This is a genomic window from Streptomyces capillispiralis, from assembly GCF_007829875.1.
Taxonomy (GTDB): Bacteria; Actinomycetota; Actinomycetes; order Streptomycetales; family Streptomycetaceae; genus Streptomyces; species Streptomyces capillispiralis.
In genome coordinates this window covers 2,107,297-2,131,837 of the sequence record NZ_VIWV01000001.1, presented here as the reverse complement: position 1 = coordinate 2,131,837, position 24,541 = coordinate 2,107,297, and the positions used below count along the sequence as shown (strand labels likewise).

Below are 24,541 nucleotides of genomic sequence, written 5' to 3'. Positions count from 1 at the left end.
CGCAGGGGTCCCGGGGTCCGGTCCAGGGGCGGGGCGGCGGTCGAGGCCGGCCCCGCGCCGAACTCAGACGCGGCGCAGAACGGCCACCACCTTGCCCAGGATGGTCGCGTCGTCGCCGGGGATCGGCTCGTAGGCCGCGTTGTGCGGGAGCAGCCAGACGTGGCCGTCCTCGCGCTTGAAGCGCTTGACGGTCGCTTCGCCGTCGAGCATCGCCGCCACGATGTCACCGTTCTCGGCGACCGGCTGGCGGCGGACCGTGACCCAGTCGCCGTCACAGATCGCGGCCTCGATCATGGAGTCGCCCACGACCTTCAGCACGAACAGCTCGCCGTCGCCGACGAGCTGCCGGGGCAGGGGGAAGACGTCCTCAACGGACTCCTCGGCGAGGATCGGGCCACCGGCGGCGATACGGCCGACCAGCGGCACGTACGACGCGGCGGGCTTGCCCGCGGTGTCCGTCGGCTGGACGGAGGCAGCCTGGTCGGAGCCGCGCACCTCGTACGCCCGCGGGCGGTGGGGGTCGCGGCGCAGGAAGCCCTTGCGCTCCAGTGCCATGAGCTGGTGTGCCACGGAGGAGGTGCTGGAGAGCCCGACCGCCTGGCCGATCTCACGCATCGACGGCGGGTAGCCGCGCCGCTGCACCGAGTCCCGGATGACCTCGATCACCCGGCGCTGCCGGTCGGTGAGTCCGGAACTGTCCGCCCGGATGCCGGGAGGTCGCCCCGGCAGGGAGCGCTTGTGCGCCTCGGGATTCGTGGCTTCGTTCATCGCATGCACCGGCTCGAGTCGGCCCTGGGAGCGGTCCTGGGCAGTGATGGCGGCACTGTCTGCGGTGGTGGTCACGTCGGCCCCTCTCGATGGTCTCCCTGCAGCACAACGGTAGTTGCTTTCGAAAGGTTGCGCCAAACACACGTTCGAGTGAAAAATCGCGAATTGCCTTCCGCGATCTCTTGTCGAGGTGTATTGACCGCCACGCTTCCCGCCGGGCAAACGGGCTGATTGTTGTACTCTTCACCGCCGGGGTGATGACCTCCCCGGCCGGCCCCAGTCTGCCATCGGACACTCCGTGGTGCGGGGAGGGGGGCCCGCTCTCTTCGGGAGTCGCACCCCGCCTCCTCGTCCCGTGCACCGCTTCTCCACCGTCTGCGCGGAGTCCTCACGGAGTTCTCGCGGGAGTGCGTCGGCCGTGCGGGGGTACTGCGGGGGCGGGCCGCGGCGCCGTGGCCGGCCCCGAGGGCGCGACACGCGTGCCCGGCGTGGATGTATGAGCCAATCCCCACATCTAGTGGTTGGATTGCGGCGGCAGCCCAGAAGTTGTGGTCCCCCGGGTCTCAGCGCCCTCCGAGATCGCCTATGCTGGTGCTGCTTCGTGAGGCCCAAGAGGCCTGGCGAGGCCATTGAGTCTGCTGTGAGGAGGGTTGGGAGTTCATGCACTGCCCCTTCTGCAGGCACCCCGACAGCCGCGTCGTCGACAGCCGTACGACCGACGACGGCACGTCGATCCGCAGGCGCCGCCAGTGTCCGGACTGCTCCCGTCGTTTCACGACCGTGGAGACGTGTTCGCTCATGGTGGTCAAGCGGTCCGGGGTCACCGAGCCGTTCAGCCGCACCAAGGTCATCAACGGGGTGCGCAAGGCGTGCCAGGGGCGGCCCGTCACCGAGGACGCCCTCGCCCAGCTCGGCCAGCGTGTCGAGGAGGCGGTGCGGGCCACCGGAAGCGCCGAGCTGACCACCCATGACGTGGGGCTGGCCATACTCGGCCCGTTGCAGGAGCTCGACCTCGTCGCCTACCTGCGGTTCGCGTCCGTCTACCGGGCGTTCGACTCGCTCGAGGACTTCGAGGCCGCGATCGCGGAACTCCGCCGGGCGGAGCGGACGGCCGCGGACGACGGGGACGGCGACGGAGCCGTCCCGGGGAGCCAGGAAGACGACAGCGGGCCCGCGGGGACTGCCCAGGTCCCCGCCCCCGCTCCCGCCGCCGGCTGACCCGGCGGGCCGGGCCCGTGCGCAGGCGCGGACCGGCCGGGCGGCGGCGATGAGAAGACCTGCTGCGGGCGGATGCCTGTGCGCTCGCAGCACCAGACAGAACACCGTGTCCCGGGAACATCGGGGCACTTCAGGGCGTTTTCGCCCGTAGAGGGAGGCGGCATGACAGAGACGGCGAGCGGTCCGGCACGGAGTCCCCGAGCCAAGAGCAACAAGACCGGCAAGGGACTGCGTGTGGAGCGCATCCACACCACTCCCGGAGTCCACCCGTACGACGAGGTGGCCTGGGCGCGCCGTGACGTCGTCATGACCAACTGGCGCGACGGCTCGGTCAACTTCGAGCAGCGCGGCGTCGAGTTCCCCGACTTCTGGTCGGTGAACGCGGTCAACATCGTCACCAGCAAGTACTTCCGGGGCGCCGTGGGCACCCCGCAGCGCGAGACCGGCCTCAAGCAGCTGATCGACCGCATCGTGAAGACGTACCGGAAGGCCGGTGAGGACCACAAGTACTTCGCCTCGCCCGCCGACGCCGAGATCTTCGAGCACGAGCTGGCGTACGCCCTCCTGCACCAGATCTTCAGCTTCAACAGCCCCGTGTGGTTCAACGTGGGCACGCCCCAGCCCCAGCAGGTCTCCGCCTGCTTCATCCTGTCCGTCGACGACTCCATGGAGTCGATCCTCGACTGGTACAAGGAAGAGGGCATGATCTTCAAGGGCGGTTCCGGCGCCGGCCTGAACCTGTCCCGCATCCGCTCCTCCAAGGAGCTGCTGTCCTCCGGCGGCAACGCCTCCGGCCCGGTCTCCTTCATGCGCGGAGCCGACGCCTCCGCCGGAACGATCAAGTCCGGTGGTGCCACCCGGCGCGCCGCCAAGATGGTCGTCCTCGACGTGGACCACCCGGACATCGAGGACTTCATCGAGACCAAGGTCAAGGAAGAGGAGAAGATCCGCGTCCTGCGTGACGCGGGCTTCGACATGGACCTGGGCGGCGACGACATCACGTCCGTCCAGTACCAGAACGCCAACAACTCGGTCCGCGTCAACGACGAGTTCATGCAGGCGGTCGAGCAGGGCGGCAAGTTCGGGCTGCGCGGCCGGATGACCGGCGAGGTCATCGAGGAGGTCGACGCCAAGGCGCTCTTCCGCAAGATCGCCGAGGCCGCGTGGGCCTGCGCCGACCCGGGCATCCAGTACGACGGTGTCATCAACAACTGGCACACCTGCCCCGAGTCCGGCCGGATCACCGCGTCGAACCCGTGCAGCGAGTACATGCACCTGGACAACACGTCCTGCAACCTCGCCTCGCTGAACCTGATGAAGTTCCTCAAGGACGACAGCAAGGGCAACCAGTCCTTCGAGGCCGAGCGCTTCCAGAAGGTCGTCGAGCTGGTCATCACCGCGATGGACATCTCGATCTGCTTCGCCGACTTCCCGACCGAGAAGATCGGCGAGAACACCCGCGCGTTCCGCCAGCTCGGCATCGGCTACGCCAACCTCGGCGCCCTGCTGATGGCGACCGGCCACGCCTACGACTCCGACGGCGGCCGCGCCCTGGCCGGCGCGATCACCTCCCTGATGACGGGCACGGCGTACCGGCGCTCCGCCGAACTCGCCGCGGTGGTCGGCCCCTACGACGGCTACGCGCGCAACGCCGACGCCCACAAGCGCGTCATGAAGCAGCACGCCGACGCCAACGGCACCGCCGTGCGCATGGACGACCTGGACACCCCGGTGTGGGCCGCCGCCACGGAGGCCTGGCAGGACGTGCTGCGCCTCGGCGAGAAGAACGGCTTCCGCAACTCCCAGGCGTCCGTGCTCGCCCCGACCGGCACCATCGGTCTGGCGATGTCCTGCGACACCACCGGTGTCGAGCCCGACCTGGCGCTGGTGAAGTTCAAGAAGCTCGTCGGCGGCGGCTCGATGCAGATCGTCAACGGCACCGTCCCGCAGGCCCTGCGCCGCCTGGGCTACCAGGAGGAGCAGATCGAGGCGATCGTCGCCCACATCGCCGACAACGGCAATGTGATCGACGCCCCCGGTCTCAAGCAGGAGCACTACGAGGTCTTCGACTGCGCCATGGGCGAGCGCGCCATCTCCCCGATGGGCCACGTCCGCATGATGGCCGCGATCCAGCCCTGGATCTCCGGCGCCATCTCCAAGACGGTCAACATGCCGGAGACGGCGACCGTCGAGGAGGTCGAGGAGATCTACTTCGAGGCATGGAAGCTGGGCGTCAAGGCGCTCGCCATCTACCGCGACAACTGCAAGGTCGGCCAGCCCCTCTCCGCCAAGACCAAGGAGAAGGAGAAGGTCGAGATCACCGAGAAGGCCGAGGAGACGATCCGTACCGCGGTCGAGAAGGTGGTCGAGTACCGCCCGGTCCGCAAGCGTCTCCCGAAGGGTCGTCCCGGCATCACCACCTCCTTCACGGTCGGCGGCGCCGAGGGCTACATGACCGCCAACTCCTACCCGGACGACGGTCTCGGCGAGGTCTTCCTGAAGATGTCGAAGCAGGGCTCGACCCTCGCGGGCATGATGGACGCCTTCTCCATCGCCGTCTCGGTGGGTCTGCAGTACGGCGTGCCGCTGGAGACGTACGTCTCGAAGTTCACCAACATGCGCTTCGAGCCGGCCGGCATGACGGACGACCCGGACGTGCGGATGGCGCAGTCGATCGTCGACTACATCTTCCGCCGCCTGGCGCTGGACTTCCTGCCCTTCGAGACGCGCTCCGCGCTCGGCATCCACTCCGCCGAGGAGCGTCAGCGCCACCTGGAGACCGGTTCGTACGAGCCGGCCGACGACGAGGTCGACGTCGAGGGCCTGGCCCAGTCGGCGCCGCGCGCCCAGGAGCTGAAGGCGGTGTCCGCGCCGAAGGCCGAGGCCGAGGAGGCGGCCAAGCCCGCCCCGAAGCAGGCGCACACCAGCGCCGAGCTGGTCGAGATGCAGCTCGGCATCCAGGCGGACGCCCCGCTGTGCTTCTCCTGCGGCACGAAGATGCAGCGCGCCGGCTCCTGCTACATCTGCGAGGGCTGCGGCTCGACGAGCGGCTGCAGCTGATCCAGGGCGGCCCACGGGCCACCGAATGAGCCGAGGGGCGGGCAGATCTCATCGAGGTCTGCCCGCCCCACGGCGTGTGCGCGTCTACGGCGGCGGCCCGCCCGGACAGGCGGTCCTGGCGGCCCGAGGCCGCCCCGTCACGATCGGCGTACCGCCCCCATCGCGCGGGTGAAGGACGCCGGGTCGCCCTCGAAACCCAGGACACCCGGGCGGAACTCCCACGCCCCGGAACCGTCGCGGACGAACTCCGCGACCGTCGCCGCCGTGGCCCCGAGGACACCGCCGAAGTCGTCCTCGGCCAGGACGGTGTACCCCTCGCGGATGCGCAGTCCGGGATTGCCCACCCCGGAGAACGTCCGTCGCGCCTGGTGCTGCTGGATGACGACGCCGACGACGACGCGCGCGTAGCGCTGGTCGAGCCGGTCCAGCTCCAGCGTCATGACCTCGTCGTAACCGAAGCCCTGGCCGTCCTTGCTGTCCCGGTTCAGCGTGATCGTGCCGTCGGGGGAGCGACTGTCGAAGTGCACGACGTAGGCGGGATCGCCGTGCGGGTCGCCCGCCGGATAGGGGGCGGCGACGAGATCCAGGTCGGTGGAGGGCTGCCCCGACGCACTCGGGTCCCACCTCAGCGAGATCTCGACCTTGCGGATGCCCTTGTTGAGGCCGTTCACCAGTCTTCCCCTTCCCCGTGACCGTCCTGCCGGCTCACCCCAACTGCCGGTCGGTCCCGGCAGTTTGTCCATCCTGCCACGCGCGCGGCGGTGGGCGCCCGGAACCAGTCCACCCGAGGGTGACCGGCGCCACGCTCCCTGGCCGTACGATGGCGCGGTGCTGGTCAAGTGGATTCGCTGCACCGTGGTGGACCGCCGTGGTTTCGAGCGGGGGCAGCGGAAGTGGGCGGGGCTTCTGGGGGAGCCGGGGTTTCGCGGGCAGGGCGGAGGCTGGAGCCGGGGGCGTTCGGACGTGGCCCACATCTTCTCGTTCTGGGAGAGCCGTGCCTTCTACGACTCCTTCATGGCGCGCTCCCATGACCGGCTCGCCTCGGCCCAGTCGGGAACCTTCAAGGACGCCCAGGTCAGACTCTTCGACCACCGCTTCGACGTGAAGACCGGCTTCGAACCGCGCTTCACGGACGCCGACCTGCTCAGGGTGGCGCTGTGCCGGGTGCACGAGGAGCGGTCGGAGCACTTCGTGCTGATGCAGGAGAAGGTGTGGAACCCGGCGATGGCCGGCTCGCCCGGCATGGTCCGGGGACTGTTCGGCGAGGCGCCGGGCCACGAGTACCTGGTGCTGTCGATGTGGCAGTCGGCCGCCGAGCACGGCAAGTACCGCACCGAGCGGGTGGAGCGCCTCGCCCTCAGGGCCCAGACGGAGGCCGACGTCGCGGCCCTCGCGGGGGACATCGTGGACATGGAGCAGGCCTGGACGGTGTGACGCCCGCACGCACCGCGGGTGTGTGCTCCTCTGTGGCGTACGGTGCGGGAGGTGTGTGACCTACGCCGTACAGGGCCCGCACGAGTGCTCGCCGGGCCGTCACCCGATCTAGGGTTTCGGCATGGCACGACCACGGCGCATCGTCCTTGTCCGGCACGGTGAATCAACGGGCAATGTTGACGACTCCGTCTACGAACGCGAACCCGACCACTCCCTGGCCCTGACCGAACGGGGCAGACTGCAGGCGGAGGAGACGGGGGAGCGGCTGCGGGAACTGTTCGGCCAGGAGCGCGTCAGCGTCTACGTCTCCCCCTACCGCCGCACCCACCAGACACTGACCGCCTTCGGCCTCGACCCGGCGCTGATACGCGTGCGCGAGGAGCCCCGGCTGCGTGAGCAGGACTGGGGCAACTGGCAGGACCGCGAGGACGTGCGTCTGCAGAAGGCCTACCGGGACGCGTACGGGCACTTCTTCTACCGCTTCGCGCAGGGCGAGTCCGGAGCCGACGTCTACGACCGGGTCGGCGGCTTCCTGGAGAGCCTGTTCCGCAGCTTCGAGGCGCCCGACCACCCGCCGAACGTCCTGATCGTCACCCACGGTCTGGCCATGCGGCTGTTCTGCATGCGGTGGTTCCACTGGACGGTGGCGGAGTTCGAGTCGCTGTCGAACCCGGGGAACGCCGAGATGCGGATGCTCGTTCTCGGGGACGACGGCAAGTACACCCTCGACCGCCCCTTCGGACGGTGGCGGGATCCGGAACCGTACGGAATCACCGGATGACAGGGGGTCACCGGATAGAGTGGCAGGGCGATGACCGCTGATTCCTCTCCCGCCGGGCGCATGGACCGCGCCCTGGCGAGCCTGCGCGGACTGTCGGTGGGGGACGCCCTCGGCTCGCAGTTTCTCGTGCCGGTGAACTACCCGCTGCTCAAGCGCCGCGCCCTGCCCGACGGGCCCTGGCAGTGGACCGACGACACGGAGATGGCGTGCTCCATCGTCGCCGTCCTGGCCGCGCACCACCGGATCGACCAGGACGCCCTCGCCCGGTCCTTCGCCACGCACCACGACTTCGACCGGGGCTACGGGCCCGCGGTCAACCGGCTGCTGCGGCTGGTCCGCGAGGGCGGCGACTGGCGGGAGCTCGCCGCCGCGCTCTTCGACGGGCAGGGGTCGTGGGGCAACGGCGCCGCGATGCGGATCGCGCCGCTCGGCGCCTGGTACGCGGACGACCCCGAGCAGGCCACGCACCAGGCCGAGATCTCCGCCTATCCCACCCATCAGCATCGTGAGGCCGTGGTCGGGGCCATGGCGGTCGCCGCGGCCGCCGCCCTCGCCGCCGACCCCGGCGGGCCGCCCGGCGCGGACGCGCTCCTCGGGGGCGTCATCGCTCTGGTCCCGGCGAGGAGCGCGGTCGGTGCCGGACTGCGCCGGGCCCGGGACATGCTCGACTACGGCGACGCGGCCACCGTCGCGGCCGTGCTCGGCTGCGGCCGGCGCACCACGGCGCACGACACCGTGCCCTTCGCGCTCTGGTCGGCGGCCCGGGCCCTCGGTGACTACGAGCGGGCCTTCTGGACCACGGCGCAGGTGGGCGGGGACGTCGACACGACGTGCGCGATCGTGGGTGGGGTGATCGCCGCCGGGAAGGCGGGCGCGCCGCCGGCCGAGTGGGCCGGCCGGGTCGAGCCGCTGCCGGACTGGATGCCGGCCTCGACCTGAGGGCGACACTCGAAACTCTCCGTGCATGCCGGGAACTCTCCGTGACCGGCCGCTCGTTGTCGAAGCAGCCACTGTGTGAGGCATGAGGCCTGACAGGTGGAGAGGCGGCGTGCGGGAGTGTCGTGGGGAGGGGAGCGGAGTGATCACCGAGTTCTTGGTGCTGACGCACCGCGTACTGCTGCTCTTCGTGGTCTTCGCGCTCTTCGTGGCCTTCGTGGTCTTCGTGCTGCGAGGTTGCCGGGTCGCGGTGGTGCGGGTCGCGGTGGTGCGGAGTGCGGGCCGGCCCGGCGCTCTCCTGCCGACGCGCTCGACGTCGTTCGGGGAGCCGCCGGGCCGGACCCGCGGTGTGCTTCCGTCAGCCGACGCCGGGTCCGGCCGAGCCGGACAGCGCCTCCAGGTCGCTCCTGCGGACCCGGATGACCAGCCAGGCGGTGGCCAGGGCGAGTACGGCCATCGCGGCAGCCGGGACGAAGGCCGTCGAGATGCCCTGCGCGAGCACCTCGTGGCCCCAGGGGGCCGGCAGCTGGTGCGTCTGGGCGAACTCCGCCTTCTGCTCCGGAGTCCCCTCGGCGAGGAAGGCCGGCAGCTGCTTCTCGCCCTCGTCCCTGCTGGCCGTGCCGAACACGGTCGTCAGGAGGGCCAGGCCCACCGACCCGCCCACCTGCTGGGTCGCGTTGAGCAGTCCGGACGCCGCGCCGGCCTCGTGCTGGGCCACCCCGGAGACGGCGGTGAGCGTCAGCGTCACGAAGTTCAGGCCCATGCCGAAGCCGAAGATCAGCATCGGGCCGAGGATGCCGCCGACATAGGAGCTGTCGGAGTCGATCAGTGTCTGCCAGGCGAGGCCGGTGGCGGCGAGGGCCGACCCGACGAGCATGAACGGCTTGGGGCCGAAGACGGGGAGGAACCGCTGCGACAGACCCGCCCCGAGCGCGATCACCACGGTCACCGGCAGGAAGGCGAGACCTGCCTCGATCGGGGTGTAGCCGAGCACGTTCTGCACGAAGAGGACGATGTAGAAGAACATGCCGAACATCGCCGCGGCCAGGCTGAGCATGATCACATACGTGCCCGAGCGGTTGCGGTCGGCGAACATCCGCAGCGGGGTGATCGGCTCCTTGGCGCGGGACTCGATCAGCGCGAAGGCCACCAGCAGCACCACGGCGGCGACGAACGAGCCGATGGTCAGGCCGTCGCGCCAGCCCTCCTCCGCCGCGCGGATGAAGCCGTAGACGAGCGAGGCCATGCCGGCCGTCGAGGTCACCGCACCGGCGATGTCGAACCTGCCGGTGTGCCGCTCGGACTCGTTGATGTACATCGGTGTGAGGACGGCGATCAGCAGGCCGATCGGTACGTTGACGAAGAGCACCCACCGCCAGTCGAGCCACTCGGTGAGCATGCCGCCCGCGAGCAGACCGATGGCGCCGCCGCCCGCGGAGACCGCCGCGAAGACACCGAAGGCCCGGTTGCGCTCGGGTCCCTCGGGGAAGGTGGTGGTGATGAGCGCCAGCGAGGTGGGCGACGCGATCGCACCGCCCACCCCTTGCAGGACACGCGCGGCCAGCAACTGCCACGGTTCCTGGGCGAACCCGCCGAGCAGCGAGGCGAGGGTGAAGAGCAGGATGCCGCTCATGAAGACGCGGCGGCGGCCGAGGATGTCGCCCGCCCGGCCGCCGAGCAGCAGCAGGCCGCCGAAGGTCAGGGTGTAGGCGCTGACCACCCACGTCAGCTCGGTCGTGCTGAACTCGAGAGCGTTCTGGATGTGCGGCAGCGCGATATTCACAATCGTCGCGTCGAGTACCACCATGAGTTGGCAGGCCGCGATGACGGTGAGCGCGATGCCGGGATGTCCCTCCCGGCGGGCCGCACCTGGCCTTTTGTCCTGGATCAGAGGAGAGGTTGTCACTATGGGTCCCCCACGAGTGCGTCAGTGAACGCTCGCGTTCACTGTTGCGTCAACGGTATGAGTCCCCGACAGTGAACGCAAGCGTTCACTCAATGCGTCGTCGCTCGGTGCGTCCCCGTCAGTCGCCGCGCGGCGCGAGCCACATCCCCGAATGCCCGCTTCCTCTGCTCGTTGGAGAGAGTCCGATGGTTACTTCGAGCTGGGCGGCCGCCCACGCCCAGACGGCCGCTCCCCGTCGCCGTGGTGCCGTGCTGGAACGTGCGATCCTCGATGCCGCCCTGGAGCAGCTCAGCACGGTCGGCTGGAACGGCCTGACGATGGAGGGCGTCGCCTCGGCCGCCCAGACCGGGAAGGCCGCCGTCTACCGGCGCTGGCCGTCCAAGGAGGATCTGGTCGCGGACGCCCTGAGGGCCGGACTGCCGCGCTTCGACGTGGTGCCGGATCTGGGGGGTGTGCGCGAGGACCTGCTGGACCTGTGTCTGCGGGCGCGTGACGCGATGTTCTCGCCGTCGGGTTCCGCCGTGCGCTCGGTGATTCACGAATGCGACGCCGTGCAGGCGGAAAGCTTCCACGCCGTCATCTTCGAGGGGGTCGTGGAGCCGACCATCAAGATGCTGCGCGAGGTGATCGAGCGCGGAATCGAGCGGGGTGAGGTGCGCCCCGACGCGGCGAACGGATATGTCTTCGACGCCATCCCGGCGATGATGATGTACCGCTCGAAGGTGTGCGGAAGTGAATGGCCGGACGTCGATGTGGAGGAGATGATCGACCAGTTGATGGTTCCGCTACTGCGGCGCGACGGCGCCTGATCCGGGTGCGGGAGAGGTGCCGGTGCCACTCGGGGAACCGGGGTGTCGCGGGCCGTTCCCGGCGGCGTACGCTAAGGGCGCCATGCCGTACGAACCACCTACTCACACCGTCGAGCGCTCCCTCCGCGCCACGACCGGGGCGAAGATCGTTGCAGGTGTCGACGAGGTGGGGCGCGGCGCGTGGGCCGGCCCTGTCACCGTCTGCGCGGCGATCACCGGACTGCGCCGGCCCCCGCAGGGGCTGACCGACTCCAAGCTCCTCACCGTCAAACGGCGCACCGAGCTCGCCGAGGTGCTGCGGGGCTGGGTGACGTCCTACGCCCTGGGGCACGCCTCCCCCGAGGAGATCGACGACCTGGGGATGACGGCGGCCCTGCGGCTGGCGGCGGTGCGTGCGCTGGAGGGGCTGCCGGTCCGGCCGGACGCGGTGATCCTCGACGGCAAGCACGACTACCTCGGCACCCCCTGGAAGGTCCGTACGGTGATCAAGGGCGATCAGTCGTGCGTGGCCGTCGCGGCGGCCTCGGTGATCGCCAAGGTCCGGCGCGACAAAATGATGGCCGAACTGGGTATCGACCATGCAGACTTCGGTTTCGCGGACAACGCCGGGTATCCGTCGCCCGTGCACAAGGCCGCACTGGAGGTCCGGGGACCCACCCCGTACCACCGGTTGTCGTGGGCGTATCTTGATGCGCTGCCCCAGTGGCGGCACCTCAAGAAGGTCCGCAGCTGGGCGGATGCGCGTGTTCCGGCAATCGAGGGTCAACTCGGCTTCGACTTCTGACGGATCGCTCGCACTGATGTGCCACCCGACGGTGCGAGCCGTACCAGTGTTTGATAAAAATCAGCCCATGCCTCTCATTCCCGAGGAGCCTCAGATTCACGAGAGTGCCCAGGGTCCCCGCGCCACGCCGGCCAGTGGCCGCACCGCGCCGACCCCCCGCCCCGTACCCGGTCCCCGCCCCGCGGCTCCGTCGCGTCCCGGTCGTCCCGGCCCGCCGCGGCCCGCGCCGCCGGTGCAGCGTGCGCCGCGCGACGCGGCCAAGCCCGGCCCCTCGGGGCCGGCCGCGCCCGCCGCGGCCACCCCGCAGCTCCAGCTGATCCCGGCCTCGGCCCAGGGGGCGCTCGACGCCGCCGAAGAGGCCGTGGACCTGCTGCTGGAATCGGGCCGTGCCCCAGGTGACGTGCTGGTGATCACCACCGGCGACCCGCACCCGTGGGCCACCCACGAACTGTCCTTCGGTGAAGCCGCCTACTGGGCCCAGCACGACGCCGGTGACGACGTCTTCTACACGGACGCCCGGCTCGCGGAGCGCGCCGGTGCGCGGCCCGTCGTCGTGGTCGCCGTGAACGGCGGTCCGGAGCCCGCGGCCGCCTCGGCCCTGTCGGTGGCCCACGCACGGGCCGGCGCCCTGCTGATCGTCTGCGGCGACCCGCAGTGGATCAACTCGGTGCTGGGCGCGGGCGTCTGAGCCGACATCCCGGCGTCCGGCGGACACCGGGGGTGACGCGAGCGCCGCGGTCGCGGTGTCCGGGCCTGCCGGGTGCTCGGCAGGCCCGGGGCAGCGGGGGCGCCGGTGTGTGCCCGCGCTGTCCCGTGGCGGGCCGGGCCCGGCGCCGCGCGGCGGACGCCCTGTGCCGCTCCGTGACCCGAGCCCCACGACCGTGCGGGGCCGGGGAACCGGGCGGCAGGGGCGTGACGTCAGCGTGCCGCCGCGCGGCGCAGCACGTCCGACGCGGCGCCGCCCGTACGCGGGATCCGCGGCGGTGCCCCGTACGTGGCGAACGGCTCCGGGTCCGAACCGGCACTGGGGTGACGGCCGCCGCGCCCTTCGCCGAGCACCTGCCAGCCGTCCCGGGTCAGCGTGATGTACGCCCCGCAGCGCAGCCCGTGCAGCGTGCAGGCGTCCCGCAGGCCCCACATCCACGCGCCGTCCTCCTCCGTCCAACGCGCGTCGCCGTCACGGCAGTAGAGCAGCACGGCGGTGCGCACCGGGGTGCGGCGCCGCAGGTCGTGCGGGATGACCCGGCGCAACTGGGCCAGCAGCGCGTTGCGCAGCAGCCAGCCGTCCGCCGACGCGCTGTGCCGGGTGAACGAGGCGCTCGCCCGCAGCCGCTCGTCCGGGTCGAGCACGGCGACGACCGCGGTCGCCGGCCCGGGACGGTGCCGGGCGTGCAGTCCGCTGACGACCTCGCGCGGACTGCGCAGCAGCGGGATTCCCGCGGCGGCCCACTCCGCGGGTTCGAGCACACGGTGGGCGGAAGCGGCGGGCGTCGACAACGATGCCGCCGAGGACGGAGCGAATCCGAAGGTCACGGTCCTCCCTTCGGCTACGCCCAGACTGCGGGCGGGGTCGGATTCGGGGGAGCGCGCACGCAACGGAGCCCAACCTGACCGGCGGGCGGACCGTGCGGGTGCGGACTTCAATTCTTCCTGTCGAACTGGGATGCGGCAACGAGCAATTGGGGCAGCGGACCGTTATCGGACGTTCCACGGCTAATATCCCCACCTGTTGGGCGGAGCGAACCTTCCGTCCCTACGGGTGGGGCGAGGCGGGTGTCACGTACGGTCAAGTGGCCGATGGTGCCCGTCATCGGGTTGCATGGGGGCATGGACGACCTGGAGCTCCGTACCGAAGCCGATGCCATCCTCGCCGAGCTCGTCGGCGCCCCGGCGGGCGCGGCGCGCCTGCGGGAGGACCAGTGGCAGGCGGTGGCGGCCCTGGTGCGGGAGCGTCGGCGCGCGCTGGTGGTGCAGCGCACCGGATGGGGCAAGTCGGCGGTGTACTTCGTCGCCACGGCTCTGCTGCGCCGGCGCGGTTCCGGCCCGACGGTGATCGTCTCGCCGCTGCTGGCGCTGATGCGCAACCAGGTCGAGTCGGCGGCCCGGGCCGGCATCCGGGCGCGCACGATCAACTCCGCCAATCCCGAGGAGTGGGACGCGATCCACGCGGAGGTCGAGCGGGGCGAGACGGACATCCTCCTCGTCAGCCCCGAGCGCCTCAATTCCGTGGACTTCCGCGAGCAGTTGCTGCCCGAGCTGGCGGCCACCACCGGTCTGCTGGTGGTCGACGAGGCGCACTGCATCTCCGACTGGGGCCATGACTTCCGCCCCGACTACCGGCGCTTGCGGGCGATGCTCGCCGACCTCGCCCCGGGCGTGCCGGTGCTGGCCACCACCGCCACGGCCAACGCCCGGGTCACCGCGGACGTGGCCGAGCAGCTGGGCACCGGCGGCAGCGAGGCCCTGGTGCTGCGCGGCCCGCTCGAGCGCGAGAGCCTGCGGCTGGGGGTGGTGCGGCTGCCGGACGCCGCACACCGCCTGGCCTGGCTCGCCGAGCACCTGAACGAGCTCGAGGGCTCGGGGATCATCTACACGCTCACGGTGGCCGCGGCCGAGGAAGCCACCGCCTTCCTGCGGCAGTGCGGCTTCCGGGTGGCCTCCTACACGGGGCGCACGGAGAACGCGGACCGGTTGCAGGCCGAGACCGACCTGCTGCAGAACCGGGTCAAGGCGCTGGTCGCGACCTCGGCGCTCGGCATGGGCTTCGACAAGCCGGACCTGGGCTTCGTGGTCCACCTCGGCTCGCCGTCCTCACCGATCGCCTACTACCAGCAGGTCGGCCGCGCGGGGCGCGGTGTGGACCACGCCGACGTGCTGCTGCTGCCCGGCAAGGAGGACGAGGCCGTCTGGCGCTACTTCGCCGACACCGCCTTCCCGCCCGAGGCACAGGTGCGCCAGACCCTCTCGGCCCTCGCCGACGCGGGCCGGCCGCTGTCCGTGCCGGCCCTGGAGGCGGTGGTGGACCTGCGGCGCACCCGTCTGGAGACCATGCTGAAGGTGCTCGACGTGGACGGGGCGGTCAAGCGGGTGAAGGGCGGCTGGATCTCCACCGGCGAGCCGTGGTCCTACGACTCCGAGCGGTACGCCTGGGTCGCCCGGCAGCGCGCGGCCGAGCAGCACGCCATGCGCGACTACGTGAGTACGACCGGGTGCCGGATGGAGTTCCTGCGCCGGCAACTGGACGACGAGGGCGCGGCCCCCTGCGGGCGTTGCGACAACTGCGCGGGAGCCTGGACGGACGCGTCCGTCTCCGCCGAGGCGCTGACGGGCGCGACGAAGGAACTCGACCGCCCGGGCGTGGAGGTCGAGCCGCGCCGGATGTGGCCGACGGGCATGCCCGCGCTGGGCATCGACCTCAAGGGACGCATCCCGGCCGATGAGCAGTGCTCCACCGGGCGTGCCCTGGGGCGGCTGTCGGACATCGGCTGGGGCAACCGGCTGCGCCCGCTGCTGGCCGAGAACGCACCCGACGGGCCGGTCCCCGACGACGTGCTGCAGGCCGCGGTGGCGGTCCTCGCCGACTGGGCGCGTTCGCCCGGCGGCTGGGCGTCGAACGACGCGGGGGCCGCTGCCCGGCCGGTGGGTGTCGTCGCCGTGCCGTCCCTGGCCCGCCCGGAGCTGGTCGGCTCGCTCGCCCAGGGGATCGCGGCCGTCGGACGCCTCCCCTTCCTGGGCACCCTGACGTACACGGGACCGGACGGGGCGCACGCGGCTCGCCGCAGCAACTCCGCCCAGCGGCTCAGGGCGCTGTCCGGTGCCTTCACCGTCTCCGAGGAGCTGGCCGGTGCGCTGGCGCGCTCGCCCGGCCCCGTGCTGCTGGTGGACGACTTCACCGACTCCGGCTGGACCCTCGCGGTCGCCGCCCGCATGATCCGGCGGGCGGGCGGGGGAGCGGTCCTGCCGCTGGTGCTGGCGGCGGCGGGCTGAGCGGTCCGGGCGGGCGGGCGTGCGGGTGCGGCCGAGGCGGCGGCCGAGGCGGCGGCCGAGGCGTGAGGGGTGCCCGTCCGCACCGGTGGGCGGGCCGCCGAGGCGTGAGGAGTGCCCGCGTGCGGCCCGGGGGCGGGCCGGCACGGCGAGCCGCGCACGCCGGCCGGCCCTGCGGTTGTCCTCGGAAGCCGGACCCCCGCTTCCGTCCTCGGGAGTCCGGCGCTGCGGCCGCCCTCGGGTGTCCGGGCCGGTGTCAGGCGCGGGCCGCGCCCAGGTAGAGGGACGACAGGTCCCGGGTGGGGTGGATCTTGAGGCTGCCGTTCTTGTTCTGGCCCCGGATGGCCAGGCCCGCCGGGCGGCCCAGCGGGGTGAAGCCCGCAGCCCCGAGGTAGGCGATCATCTCGGTCGGCGTGATGAAGTCGTTCCAGTCGTGGGCGCCCTTGGGGACGATGCCGAGGATCCGCTCGGGCAGCCAGATCATCATCACGCGGGACCGGACGGTGCGGTTGATGGTGTCGTACAGGAAGACCCCGCCGGGCTTGAGGACCCGGTGTATCTCGCTGACCGCGAGACCGGGGCTCTCCACGTGCTCCAGTACGTCCACGCAGGTCACGACGTCGAAGGAGGCGTCGGGGTAGGGCAGGGACTCGGACTTGCCGACCGTGTAGTCGATGTCCTTGCCGGTGTCCTTCGCGTGCCGGGCGGCCGCCTCGACCAGTCGCGGGGAGGGGTCGAGGCCCGACACCCGCGCGCCGCGCTGGTGCAGGAACTCGCAGGTGTAGCCGCCGCCGCAGCCGACGTCCAGGACCTTCTTGTCGGCCCAGGAGCCCTCGACGAACTGGTCGAAGTACTCGAAGCGGTAGGGGTTGAACGACCGCAGCGGGTTCATCTTGGAGTCGTCGGTCCACCACGTGTCGGCGTAGTCCGCGAAGAAGTAGGTGTCCTGGGCGGGGGAGAGCTGCTGGTGCGTCATGGTCGTGTCCTTCCAGAGGGCGTGAGGGATGGTCAGGCGGGCAGGGCGGTGCGGGTCCACCTGGTTCCGTAGGCGACCTGCTCCTTCTCGGCGGCGGCGAAGGCGCGGGTGTCCCAGTTCCGGCGCATGAAGGCCTCGCGGGCCCGGATCGCCAGGGGGTGTTCCACGGCGCCCATGCGGCCGATCCAGTGGGCGACGCGCTGCATGGGCGCCGTGCGCGCCCGGCGTTCCCGCTCGTACCTGAGCAGGGCGGAGGCCGGATCGCCGCGGTCGCGTTCCAGGTGTTCGGCGAGGACCAGGGCGTCCTCCAGGGCCTGGCAGGCCCCCTGGCCGATGTTGAAGGTGATCGGGTGCGCGGCGTCACCGAGGAGCGTGACCAGGCCCTCGCTCCAGCGGCGGTCCGGCCGGCGGTACTGCACGTCGCCGCGGATGATCCACTCCTCCGGCGTGCCGGCCAGGAGGTCCGCGACGGGTCCCGCCCAGTCGCGGTGCCGCCGCAGCAGCAGGTCGCGCACGCCGGGCTCGTCACGCCCCCCGGCGGGGCCGTTGGCGACGCTCATCCAGTGCACGAGGCCCGGGGCGACGTCGTAGTAGGTGAAGCGGGTGCCGGGTCCGAACACGGCGTTGAACGTGCCCGGCGGGATGTCGGGGTGGTCCAGGGGCGCCCGGCCGCGCCACGCGATGTAGCCGGTGTGGCGGGGCGGGGTGTCGCCGAGGAGGACGCGGCGCACGGCTCCGTGGATGCCGTCGGCGCCGATCAGTACGTCCCCGGAGGCCGAGGTGCCGTCGGCGAACCGGACCACGACGCCGCCCGGACGCTGGTCGAAGCCGACGACGTGCGCCCCGGTGTGCACGGGCTCGGCGCCCCGCCGCGCCAGGGCCTCGCGCAGGACGCCGTGCAGCACGGACCGTTCGACGGCGATGGTGGGCCGGCCGTAGCGCGCGGTGAAGTCGCCGATCGGCCAGGCACCCAGGGTCTCGCCGCGCCAGGTGGTGAAGCGCGCGGTCTGCTGGGCGGGGGCGACGGCGAGGACCTGGTCGGCGAGGCCCAGGTGGTCGAGGGCGAGGACGCCGTTGGTCCAGATGTGCAGACCGGCGCCGCCGTCGCGCAGTTCCTCGGCGCGTTCGTAGACGACGGGGTCGAAGCCCCTGCGCTGGAGGGCGAGTGCGGCGGCGAGGCCGCCGATGCCCCCACCCGCGATCAGCACGCGGCGGGCGCCTCCTACGGGCATGGCCTGCTCCTTTCCGGGGCGGGTGGTGCCGGTGCGGTAGCGGTAGTCGGGGGTGCGGGGTGCGGGGTGCGGGGTGCGGTGGTCGCGTTGTCGTGCGGTCGCGGGCGTGCGTGGTGCGGCGTGCCGGGGCGGTTGCCCGGGGTGGTCAGCCGTCGAGGAAGGCCATGGCGTCGGCCGGGTAGCGGTCGCCGGCCGCGACGCCGGGCGGGGCGATCTCGTCGAGGGTCTTCAGGTCCTCGGCGGTCAGCTCCAGGCGGGAGGCCGCGACGTTCTCCTCCAGGTAGGCGCGGCGCTTGGTGCCCGGCAGGGCCACCACGTCGTCGCCCTGGGCGAGGACCCAGGCGAGGGCGAGCTGGGAGGGCGTGACCTCCTTGCGGGCGGCCAGCTCCACCACGGCGCGCACCACTTCCAGGTTCCGGTCGAAGTTCGCGCCCTGGAAGCGCGGGGCGATCCGGCGGAAGTCGACCTCGGGCAGATCGTCCACGCTGGTGATGCGCCCGGACAGGAAACCGCGGCCGAGGGGGCTGTAGGCGACGAAGCCGATGCCCAGCTCGCGTAAGGACGCCAGCACGCCGTTGGTCTCCACCTCGCGGGTGAACAGCGAGTACTCGGTCTGGACGGCGGTGAAGGGGTGCACGGCGTGGGCGCGCCGGATGGTGGCGGCGGAGGCCTCGGACAGTCCCAGGTGGCGCACCTTGCCGGCGGCGACCAGCTCGCCGAGTGCGCCGGCGCTCTCCTCGATCGGGGTCGCCGGGTCGACGCGGTGCAGGTAGTACAGGTCGAGGTGGTCGACGCCCAGGCGCCGGAGCGTGCCGTCGACGCTCTTGCGGAGGTAGTCGGGCCGGCCGTTGACCCGGCCGGTGAAGGTGCCGTCGTCGGCGATCTCGTTGCCGGCCTTGGAGGCGATCACCAGCCCGTCGCGGCGGCCCTTCACCGCGCGGCCCAGCAGGCGTTCGTTGGTGTAGGGGCCGTACATGTCCGCGGTGTCCAGGAGCGTCACACCGAGGTCGATGGCGCGGTGCACGGTGCGGATCGACTCCGCGTCGTCCGTGGGGCCGTAGGCGACGGACATCCCCATGCAGCCGAGCCCCTGCTCGGAGACGGTGAGGCCCTGACTGCCGAGCTTGCGAAGCTTCATCGTGGCTTCCTTCTGCCAGAGGTGACAGGTCCTTGCCGGGAAGGCGTGTTATCGACGCTAGCAGAGCTGTCATCGATAACGCTAGCGTTGACAGCGGTCCTGTCTTTGCTATCGTCATGTCATGTCCGTACACGAACGCCGACAACGTGAGCAGGAGCAGCGGCGGAAGCTGATCATCTCGGCGGCTCGGGAACTCGCGGAGTCCGTGGGCTGGAACGCCGTCACCACGAGGCGGCTCTCGGATCACATCGAGTACAGCCAGCCGGTGCTCTACAAGCACTTCAAGGGAAAGGAGGACATCGTCCGGGCCGTGGCCCTCGAGGGGTTCGGCGAGATGGCCGACGCGCTGCAGAAGGCACGGGTCGGAGCCGACACTCCCCGGGAGAGGTTCGCCGCCGCGGCGCGGTGCTACACCGAGTTCGCGTCCGTCAACCGCACCCTCTATGAGGCCATGTTCATGCTGAACACCGATCTGACCTTCGGCGGACCGGACTCGCCGGAGAACCTGATCCGGTGCTTCGAGGAACTGAAGTCGTCGGTCCTCGACGTCGCGGGTCCGCGTGATCCGGAGACCTTCACCGAGGTCGTCTGGGCCTCGCTGCACGGCCTGGTCACGCTGGAGCGGGCCGGTCGGCTGCGGGCCAGCCACCAGGAGGAACGGCTCGCGATGTTCGTACAGCAGCACTTCGAGCCGCAGCCGGACGATCCCCGGGGCTGAACCCCGACCCGGGCGTCCGCGGAACAACCGACAGCCGCACGACCGGTTCCCGGAACGACCTTCCGGGGACCGGGGACCGCACGGCACCGGACCACACCGCACTGCGCCAGTCCTCACTGCGCCAGACCACACCGCACCGCACCGCAAGGACGGACCGGCTCCGACCGGCGGGCCCCGGGGCCCGCGGCGGCGCCGTGGCCGGGATCCGCCCTGCCCGGGCGCGCCGGCCATTCGCACAACTCGTGATTCCCGCGCCCTCTGCGCTTCCCGCAGTCCCGCATCACCGCGTTCACGCGATCCCGTAGTCCCGCGTTCACGCGATCCCGTAATTCCGTAATACCGCGTCATGCGGTCCCGCACCCCCGCGAGGGCCCGTGCGGCAGCCGCCTCGCGTGTTCCGCATTGATCAGTGCGCGGTGCTCTTCGAGCAGCCGCCGACCGGGCACGGCAGCCGGCGTCGCCGCCGGTGCCGCTCAGCCCCTCCGGCGGCAGCCGCGAGAAGTCCGCGCGGCCCGACCGCGCGGAAAGGCGCGCGCACCGAGACCGCGCGCACACCCCCCGAAGGAAGAAGGTGAAGTCATGTCTGTCGATCCTGCCGCGGAGAGCGTCACCGGCCGCAAGAACGGATCGGTGGCGTGGGTCCTCGTCGTGACCGGCCTGGCCGGATTCATGGCGATGCTGGACAATCTCGTCGTCATCATGGCCCTGCCCGCGATCGCGGAGGACCTCGGCGGTGGCATGGAGGCGCTCGAGTGGACCGTGAGCGCGTACACCCTGACCTTCGCCGTGCTGCTCATGCTCGGCGCGTCGCTGGGTGACCGCTACGGCCGCAAGCGGATGTTCCTCGTCGGGATGGCGCTGTTCACCGCGTCCTCGGCGGCGGCGGCCCTGGCCCCCGGCATCGACGAACTGATCGTGGCCCGCGCGGTGCAGGGCGTCGGCGCGGCGATCATCATGCCGCTGACCCTGACGCTGCTGATCACGGCCGTGCCCGCCACGTACCGCGGTGTGGTGCTCGGTGTGTGGGGCGCGGTCAACGGCCTCGCGATCGCCGCGGGGCCGCTCATCGGTGGCTCCATCGTCGAACACGCCGACTGGAGCTGGATCTTCTGGCTCAACGTGCCGATCGGGATCGCCCTCGTCCCGCTCGCCGCCTGGAAGCTCCGCGAGAGCCACGGCGCCAACTCCCGGCTGGACGTCACCGGCACGGTCCTGGCCAGCATCGCCCTGTTCGGCATCGTCTACGCCATGATCCGAGGCAACGCCGACGGCTGGACCGACCCGCTCATCCTGGCCGGCCTGATCGGCGGCGGCGCGCTGCTCGTCGCCTTCGTGATCTGGGAACTGCGCGCCCGTGAGCCGATGCTCCCGATGCGCCTGTTCCGCAACCGCACCTTCAGCGGCGTGAACGCGGCGAGCCTGCTGATGGCGCTCGGCAACTTCGGCGCCATCTTCCTGCTCAGCCAGTACCTCCAGCTCCAGGGCTACAGCCCGCTGGAGGCCGGTGTCCGGATGCTTCCCTGGACCGGCGCCCCGATCGTGGTGGCCCCGATCGCCGGAATGCTCTCCGACCGGATCGGCGGCCGCGCCATCGTCGTCGTCGGCCTGCTGCTCCAGGGCGTGGGCCTCGGCTGGTGGGCCCAGGTCGCGTCCACGGACGTCGGCTACGCCGCGCAGCTCGGTCCGATGATCCTCAACGGCGTCGGCATGGCGATGTTCTACGCCCCCGTCGCCAACGTCCTGATGGGCTCGGTCCGGCCGCGGGAACAGGGCGTCGCCTCCGGCGCCAACAACGCGCTGCGCGAGATCGGCGGGGCGCTCGGCGTGGCCGTGCTGACCGCCGTCTTCGCCGCGCGGGGCGACCTCGGGACGCCGCAGGCCTTCGTCGACGGGCTGGTGCCCGCGCTGTGGGTCGGCGCCGGCGCCGTGGCGGTGGGCGCCATCGCCATGCTCGCCACCGAGAAGAGCCCGGCGGCACCCGGCGGCGAGGTGGTGGCCCGGGCCGGCACCGAGGACACCGCGGTACCGGCGGGGGAGTACGCCCCACCCGCGCCCGCACCCGTGGGCGGTGACCGTCGCTGACCCCTCTCCGCCGGCGGTCCGGTCGGTGACGGCCGGTCCGGGCCGCCGTGCGGTGACGGGTCAGCGAAGGGTCAACTTGCGTCGCAAGCAAGGGAGTTGGCGCGCACCGGCTAGCCATGCTAGCGTTGCTAACTCTAAGAATTCGACCAGGTAGGGACAATTCTTATGGAAACGCTCATCCAGGCGCTGACGATGCTGTCGATCCTCGCCAACGCGGTCGTCTACGGCACGGACGTGTTCTGCGCGATCGTCCAGCGGCCCGCCCTCGCCCACGTCGACGACTCGGCGCTCACCCAGTCCATGGGCCAGGTCCACCGCTTCGGCGACCGCCGGATGCCCGTCCCGGGCGTCACCGGACTGGTCGCCGCCCTGGCGGTCGCCGCCACCGCCGGGATCGACGGCGACGCGACCGTCTCCGTCGCCGCCGGTGTCGCGTCCCTCGCCCTGATCGTCTGGCTCGTCGTCTACGGCACGGTGAGCGCACCGGTCAACAAGAAGCTCACGGCCGCCGCCCAGGCCGGCCGCACCGCACCCGACGCCCGCTCCCTCCAGCACACCTGGGACGGCGTCATCAACGCCAGGGTCCTGCTCCAGACCCTCGCCCTCGGCGCCCTCTGCGTCGCCCTCGCCGCCTCCTGAGAGCCGACACGGCCCGGACCGCCGCCCGACAGGGGTGTCTCTCCACGCGGCACAAGCACACCAACCAAGGAGAGAACGTGATCGAGTTCCGCCTGATCGGACCCGTGGAACTGTGGGTCGAGCAGCGAAGGGTCGACCTGGGGCCCGCCCGGCAGCGCGGCATCCTCGCCGCGCTGCTGGTCGAACCCGAGCGCGCCACATCGATCCAGCTCCTGATCGACCGGGTCTGGGGCGACTCACCGCCCGGCGACGCGCGCGGCGTCATCTACACCTACATCGCCCGCCTGCGCAGGCTCCTCGCCGACGCGACGGAACACACCGGCACCCCCGTCTCGGTCCACCGCGACCCGGCCGGCTACCGGATCGACATCGGCCCGGACATGGTCGACCTGTTCCGGTTCCGCCGCCTCCTGGAACGCGCGCGCACCGCACCGGCGGACGACCCGCGCCGCCGCGACTGGCTCAGCCAGGCCCTCGCGCTGTGGCGCGGGGACGCGCTGGCCGGGCTCAACAGCGACTGGGCGGAGCGCTTCCGGGAGTCGCTGCTGCCGCAGAAGTACGAGGCGCTGACCGAGTGGGCCGACACGGAACTCGGCCTCGGCCGGACCGACAGCGTCGTCGGACCGCTGCGCCAGGCACTGCTGGAGGCCCCCCTCTCCGAACCGCTGCACGAACGGCTGCTGTACGCCCTGTACTCCGGCGGCCGCCGGGCCGAGGCACTCAACCAGTACGAGTACATGCGCCGCACCCTCGCCTCAGAACTCGGCGCCGACCCGGGCCCCGGCCTGCAGTCCATGCAGCACCTGATGCTCCAGGGCAAGCCGCTCACCTCCCTGTACTGCCCCGTCGCGGTGGGCGCCGGCCGCCCCGAGGTCCGGCACGAGGGCTCCGGCGCGCTGTCCGGCACCGGTCCGTCCGCCGCGGACGCCCTGCCCGGGGTGCCGGCCCAGCGCCCCGGCGAAGCGGCCCCGGTGCCGGCCGCCCCGGTCACCAGCGGGCCCGACCTGCTGCCCATGGGCTACGCCGACTTCTGCGGACGGGACCAGGAGACCGAGTGGGTGTGCGCGGAGCTGACCTCCGACGCCACCGGCATGGCTCCCCTCGTCGCCATCAGCGGCGGACCCGGGGTGGGCAAGTCCGCGCTGGCCATCAACACCGGGCACCGGCTGCGCCGTTCCTTCCCCGACGGGCGGCTCTACGTCGACCTGCGGGGCAGCGGCACCCGGCCCGCCGACCCCCGGGACGTGCTCGGCCGGCTGCTGCGGGCGCTCGGCACGGACGCCGCCGCGATACCCGAGAGCCTGGACGAACGCGCCGAGGTGTACCGCAACCGGCTCACCGGGTGCCGGGTGCTCGTCGTCCTCGACGACGCCCGCGACGAGGAGCAGGTCCAGCCGCTGCTGCCCGGCGGCCCCGGCTGCGCCGTCATGGTGACGAGCCGGACCCTGCTGAGCGGACTGGCGGGCGCCCGCTTCACGCTGCTGCGCGAACTGCTGCCCGCCCAGGGGGTGGAGATGCTCGCCCGCATCGTCGGCCGCGCCCGCGTCCAGCGCGAACAGCAGGCCGCCGTCGGCCTCGCCCGGTACTGCTGCGGGCTGCCGCTGACCCTGCGCGCGGTCGCCAACCGGCTGATCAGCCACCCCCACTGGACGCTGCGCCGGATGCTGGAACGTATCTCCGACGAGGACCACCGCCTGGACGAACTCGCCTACGGCACCCTCGACCTGCGGGCCAGCCTGGAACTGTCCTACCGGCGGCTGACCCCCGCCGCCTCCCGGCTGCTGCGCCGGCTCGGCACCGTCCACGGCGGGGCCGGCCAGACCCTGGTGCCCGGACCGGACCTCGGCCCGGACGACGCCGCGTACGCGGACGCCTTCGACCAGCTCGTGGACCACCACTTCCTCCAGGTCGCCGGGCAGGACTCGGCCGGACGCATCCTCTACCGGCTCCAGGACCTGCACCGCATCTACGCGCGCGCGGTCGCCCGGCGGGGCCCCGTGCTGTGCGGCGGCATACGCCCCGCGCCCCTCGACGTCGGGCCGGAGAGCCTGAGCGCCTGAATTCCCCGCCCGCCCG

At 71.8% G+C, this 24,541-nt stretch carries 20 protein-coding genes; 13 read left to right on the top strand and 7 right to left on the bottom strand.

Features of this window, described 5'->3' with window-relative positions; all coding sequences use genetic code 11:
• Window positions 1-63: 63 nt before the first annotated feature.
• A complete protein-coding gene (gene lexA, locus FHX78_RS08595) occupies window positions 64-843 on the bottom strand; it encodes a transcriptional repressor LexA (RefSeq protein ID WP_145866863.1) in 780 nt (259 codons plus the stop codon).
• A 585-nt stretch (window positions 844-1,428) separates the two neighbouring features.
• Between lexA and nrdR the strand changes: the two genes are divergently transcribed.
• Together nrdR and FHX78_RS08585 are read left to right on the top strand one after the other, a co-directional pair.
• Window positions 1,429-1,986, top strand: coding sequence for a transcriptional regulator NrdR (nrdR, locus tag FHX78_RS08590; protein WP_145866862.1), 558 nt, complete (start codon window positions 1,429-1,431; stop codon window positions 1,984-1,986).
• Between the two features lie 162 nt (window positions 1,987-2,148).
• Window positions 2,149-5,046 carry a vitamin B12-dependent ribonucleotide reductase gene (locus FHX78_RS08585; protein WP_145866861.1) on the top strand — a complete coding sequence of 966 codons (2,898 nt, stop codon included), beginning with the start codon at window positions 2,149-2,151 and terminating at the stop codon, window positions 5,044-5,046.
• 137 nt (window positions 5,047-5,183) lie between these two features.
• Here the strand turns inward: FHX78_RS08585 and FHX78_RS08580 are convergent, their stop codons facing one another.
• Window positions 5,184-5,717, bottom strand: coding sequence for a TerD family protein (locus FHX78_RS08580; RefSeq protein ID WP_145866860.1), 534 nt, complete (start codon window positions 5,715-5,717; stop codon window positions 5,184-5,186).
• Between the two features lie 157 nt (window positions 5,718-5,874).
• Here FHX78_RS08580 and FHX78_RS08575 point away from each other — a divergent pair, with 157 nt between their 5' ends.
• From FHX78_RS08575 to FHX78_RS08565, 3 genes are all read left to right on the top strand, one after another.
• Window positions 5,875-6,480, top strand: coding sequence for a YdbC family protein (locus FHX78_RS08575; protein WP_145866859.1), 606 nt, complete (start codon window positions 5,875-5,877; stop codon window positions 6,478-6,480).
• A gap of 121 nt (window positions 6,481-6,601) precedes the next feature.
• Window positions 6,602-7,261, top strand: a complete 660-nt coding sequence (locus FHX78_RS08570) for a histidine phosphatase family protein (protein ID WP_145866858.1) — start codon at window positions 6,602-6,604, stop codon at window positions 7,259-7,261.
• 30 nt (window positions 7,262-7,291) lie between these two features.
• Window positions 7,292-8,200 carry an ADP-ribosylglycohydrolase family protein gene (locus tag FHX78_RS08565; RefSeq protein WP_145866857.1) on the top strand — a complete coding sequence of 303 codons (909 nt, stop codon included), beginning with the start codon at window positions 7,292-7,294 and terminating at the stop codon, window positions 8,198-8,200.
• A gap of 355 nt (window positions 8,201-8,555) precedes the next feature.
• Here the strand turns inward: FHX78_RS08565 and FHX78_RS08560 are convergent, their stop codons facing one another.
• The gene (locus FHX78_RS08560; RefSeq protein ID WP_145866856.1) at window positions 8,556-10,103 is read right to left on the bottom strand and encodes an MFS transporter; all 1,548 of its coding nucleotides are present in this window, start codon (window positions 10,101-10,103) and stop codon (window positions 8,556-8,558) included.
• A gap of 185 nt (window positions 10,104-10,288) precedes the next feature.
• Between FHX78_RS08560 and FHX78_RS08555 the strand changes: the two genes are divergently transcribed.
• The 3 genes from FHX78_RS08555 (at window position 10,289) to FHX78_RS08545 (ending at window position 12,384) form a co-directional block, all read left to right on the top strand.
• Window positions 10,289-10,912: a TetR/AcrR family transcriptional regulator gene (locus FHX78_RS08555; protein WP_145866855.1), complete on the top strand. Its 624-nt coding sequence runs from the start codon at window positions 10,289-10,291 to the stop codon at window positions 10,910-10,912.
• An 82-nt stretch (window positions 10,913-10,994) separates the two neighbouring features.
• Window positions 10,995-11,696: a ribonuclease HII gene (locus tag FHX78_RS08550; protein WP_145866854.1), complete on the top strand. Its 702-nt coding sequence runs from the start codon at window positions 10,995-10,997 to the stop codon at window positions 11,694-11,696.
• 67 nt (window positions 11,697-11,763) lie between these two features.
• Complete coding sequence (locus FHX78_RS08545) at window positions 11,764-12,384, top strand: hypothetical protein (protein WP_145866853.1); 621 nt, start codon at window positions 11,764-11,766, stop codon at window positions 12,382-12,384.
• Window positions 12,385-12,614: 230 nt separating this feature from the next.
• On the opposite strand, the gene FHX78_RS08540 is transcribed toward FHX78_RS08545, so the two are convergent.
• Complete coding sequence (locus FHX78_RS08540) at window positions 12,615-13,229, bottom strand: hypothetical protein (protein ID WP_145866852.1); 615 nt, start codon at window positions 13,227-13,229, stop codon at window positions 12,615-12,617.
• A gap of 294 nt (window positions 13,230-13,523) precedes the next feature.
• On the opposite strand from FHX78_RS08540, the gene FHX78_RS08535 reads away from it, so the two are divergent.
• Complete coding sequence (locus FHX78_RS08535) at window positions 13,524-15,683, top strand: RecQ family ATP-dependent DNA helicase (protein ID WP_145866851.1); 2,160 nt, start codon at window positions 13,524-13,526, stop codon at window positions 15,681-15,683.
• A gap of 253 nt (window positions 15,684-15,936) precedes the next feature.
• Here FHX78_RS08535 and ubiG read toward each other — a convergent pair whose 3' ends face one another.
• The 3 genes from ubiG to FHX78_RS08520 form a co-directional block, all read right to left on the bottom strand.
• Window positions 15,937-16,656 carry a bifunctional 2-polyprenyl-6-hydroxyphenol methylase/3-demethylubiquinol 3-O-methyltransferase UbiG gene (ubiG, locus tag FHX78_RS08530; protein WP_145866850.1) on the bottom strand — a complete coding sequence of 240 codons (720 nt, stop codon included), beginning with the start codon at window positions 16,654-16,656 and terminating at the stop codon, window positions 15,937-15,939.
• A gap of 32 nt (window positions 16,657-16,688) precedes the next feature.
• A complete protein-coding gene (locus tag FHX78_RS08525; RefSeq protein WP_145866849.1) occupies window positions 16,689-17,888 on the bottom strand; it encodes an FAD-dependent monooxygenase in 1,200 nt (399 codons plus the stop codon).
• Between the two features lie 145 nt (window positions 17,889-18,033).
• Window positions 18,034-19,026: an aldo/keto reductase gene (locus tag FHX78_RS08520; RefSeq protein ID WP_145866848.1), complete on the bottom strand. Its 993-nt coding sequence runs from the start codon at window positions 19,024-19,026 to the stop codon at window positions 18,034-18,036.
• Window positions 19,027-19,147: 121 nt separating this feature from the next.
• On the opposite strand from FHX78_RS08520, the gene FHX78_RS08515 reads away from it, so the two are divergent.
• From FHX78_RS08515 to FHX78_RS08505, 4 genes are all read left to right on the top strand, one after another.
• Window positions 19,148-19,744 (top strand): TetR/AcrR family transcriptional regulator, encoded by a 597-nt coding sequence (locus FHX78_RS08515; protein ID WP_145866847.1) that lies wholly within the window; start codon window positions 19,148-19,150, stop codon window positions 19,742-19,744.
• A 579-nt stretch (window positions 19,745-20,323) separates the two neighbouring features.
• The gene (locus FHX78_RS08510; protein WP_145866846.1) at window positions 20,324-21,826 is read left to right on the top strand and encodes a DHA2 family efflux MFS transporter permease subunit; all 1,503 of its coding nucleotides are present in this window, start codon (window positions 20,324-20,326) and stop codon (window positions 21,824-21,826) included.
• 165 nt (window positions 21,827-21,991) lie between these two features.
• Window positions 21,992-22,465, top strand: coding sequence for a DUF1772 domain-containing protein (locus FHX78_RS36730; RefSeq protein ID WP_167531717.1), 474 nt, complete (start codon window positions 21,992-21,994; stop codon window positions 22,463-22,465).
• A 77-nt stretch (window positions 22,466-22,542) separates the two neighbouring features.
• Window positions 22,543-24,525, top strand: coding sequence for an AfsR/SARP family transcriptional regulator (locus tag FHX78_RS08505; RefSeq protein WP_167531716.1), 1,983 nt, complete (start codon window positions 22,543-22,545; stop codon window positions 24,523-24,525).
• Window positions 24,526-24,541: the final 16 nt, after the last annotated feature.

Coding starts and splice junctions, on each gene's coding strand:
- FHX78_RS08550 (WP_145866854.1), top strand. CDS start 10,995: ATGCCGTACGAACCACCTACTCACACCGTCGAGCGCTCCCTCCGCGCC.
- FHX78_RS08520 (WP_145866848.1), bottom strand. CDS start 19,026: ATGAAGCTTCGCAAGCTCGGCAGTCAGGGCCTCACCGTCTCCGAGCAG.
- ubiG (WP_145866850.1), bottom strand. CDS start 16,656: ATGACGCACCAGCAGCTCTCCCCCGCCCAGGACACCTACTTCTTCGCG.
- FHX78_RS08515 (WP_145866847.1), top strand. CDS start 19,148: ATGTCCGTACACGAACGCCGACAACGTGAGCAGGAGCAGCGGCGGAAG.
- FHX78_RS08555 (WP_145866855.1), top strand. CDS start 10,289: ATGGTTACTTCGAGCTGGGCGGCCGCCCACGCCCAGACGGCCGCTCCC.
- nrdR (WP_145866862.1), top strand. CDS start 1,429: ATGCACTGCCCCTTCTGCAGGCACCCCGACAGCCGCGTCGTCGACAGC.
- FHX78_RS08585 (WP_145866861.1), top strand. CDS start 2,149: ATGACAGAGACGGCGAGCGGTCCGGCACGGAGTCCCCGAGCCAAGAGC.
- FHX78_RS36730 (WP_167531717.1), top strand. CDS start 21,992: ATGGAAACGCTCATCCAGGCGCTGACGATGCTGTCGATCCTCGCCAAC.
- FHX78_RS08570 (WP_145866858.1), top strand. CDS start 6,602: ATGGCACGACCACGGCGCATCGTCCTTGTCCGGCACGGTGAATCAACG.
- FHX78_RS08510 (WP_145866846.1), top strand. CDS start 20,324: ATGTCTGTCGATCCTGCCGCGGAGAGCGTCACCGGCCGCAAGAACGGA.
- FHX78_RS08535 (WP_145866851.1), top strand. CDS start 13,524: ATGGACGACCTGGAGCTCCGTACCGAAGCCGATGCCATCCTCGCCGAG.
- FHX78_RS08565 (WP_145866857.1), top strand. CDS start 7,292: ATGACCGCTGATTCCTCTCCCGCCGGGCGCATGGACCGCGCCCTGGCG.
- FHX78_RS08525 (WP_145866849.1), bottom strand. CDS start 17,888: ATGCCCGTAGGAGGCGCCCGCCGCGTGCTGATCGCGGGTGGGGGCATC.
- FHX78_RS08545 (WP_145866853.1), top strand. CDS start 11,764: ATGCCTCTCATTCCCGAGGAGCCTCAGATTCACGAGAGTGCCCAGGGT.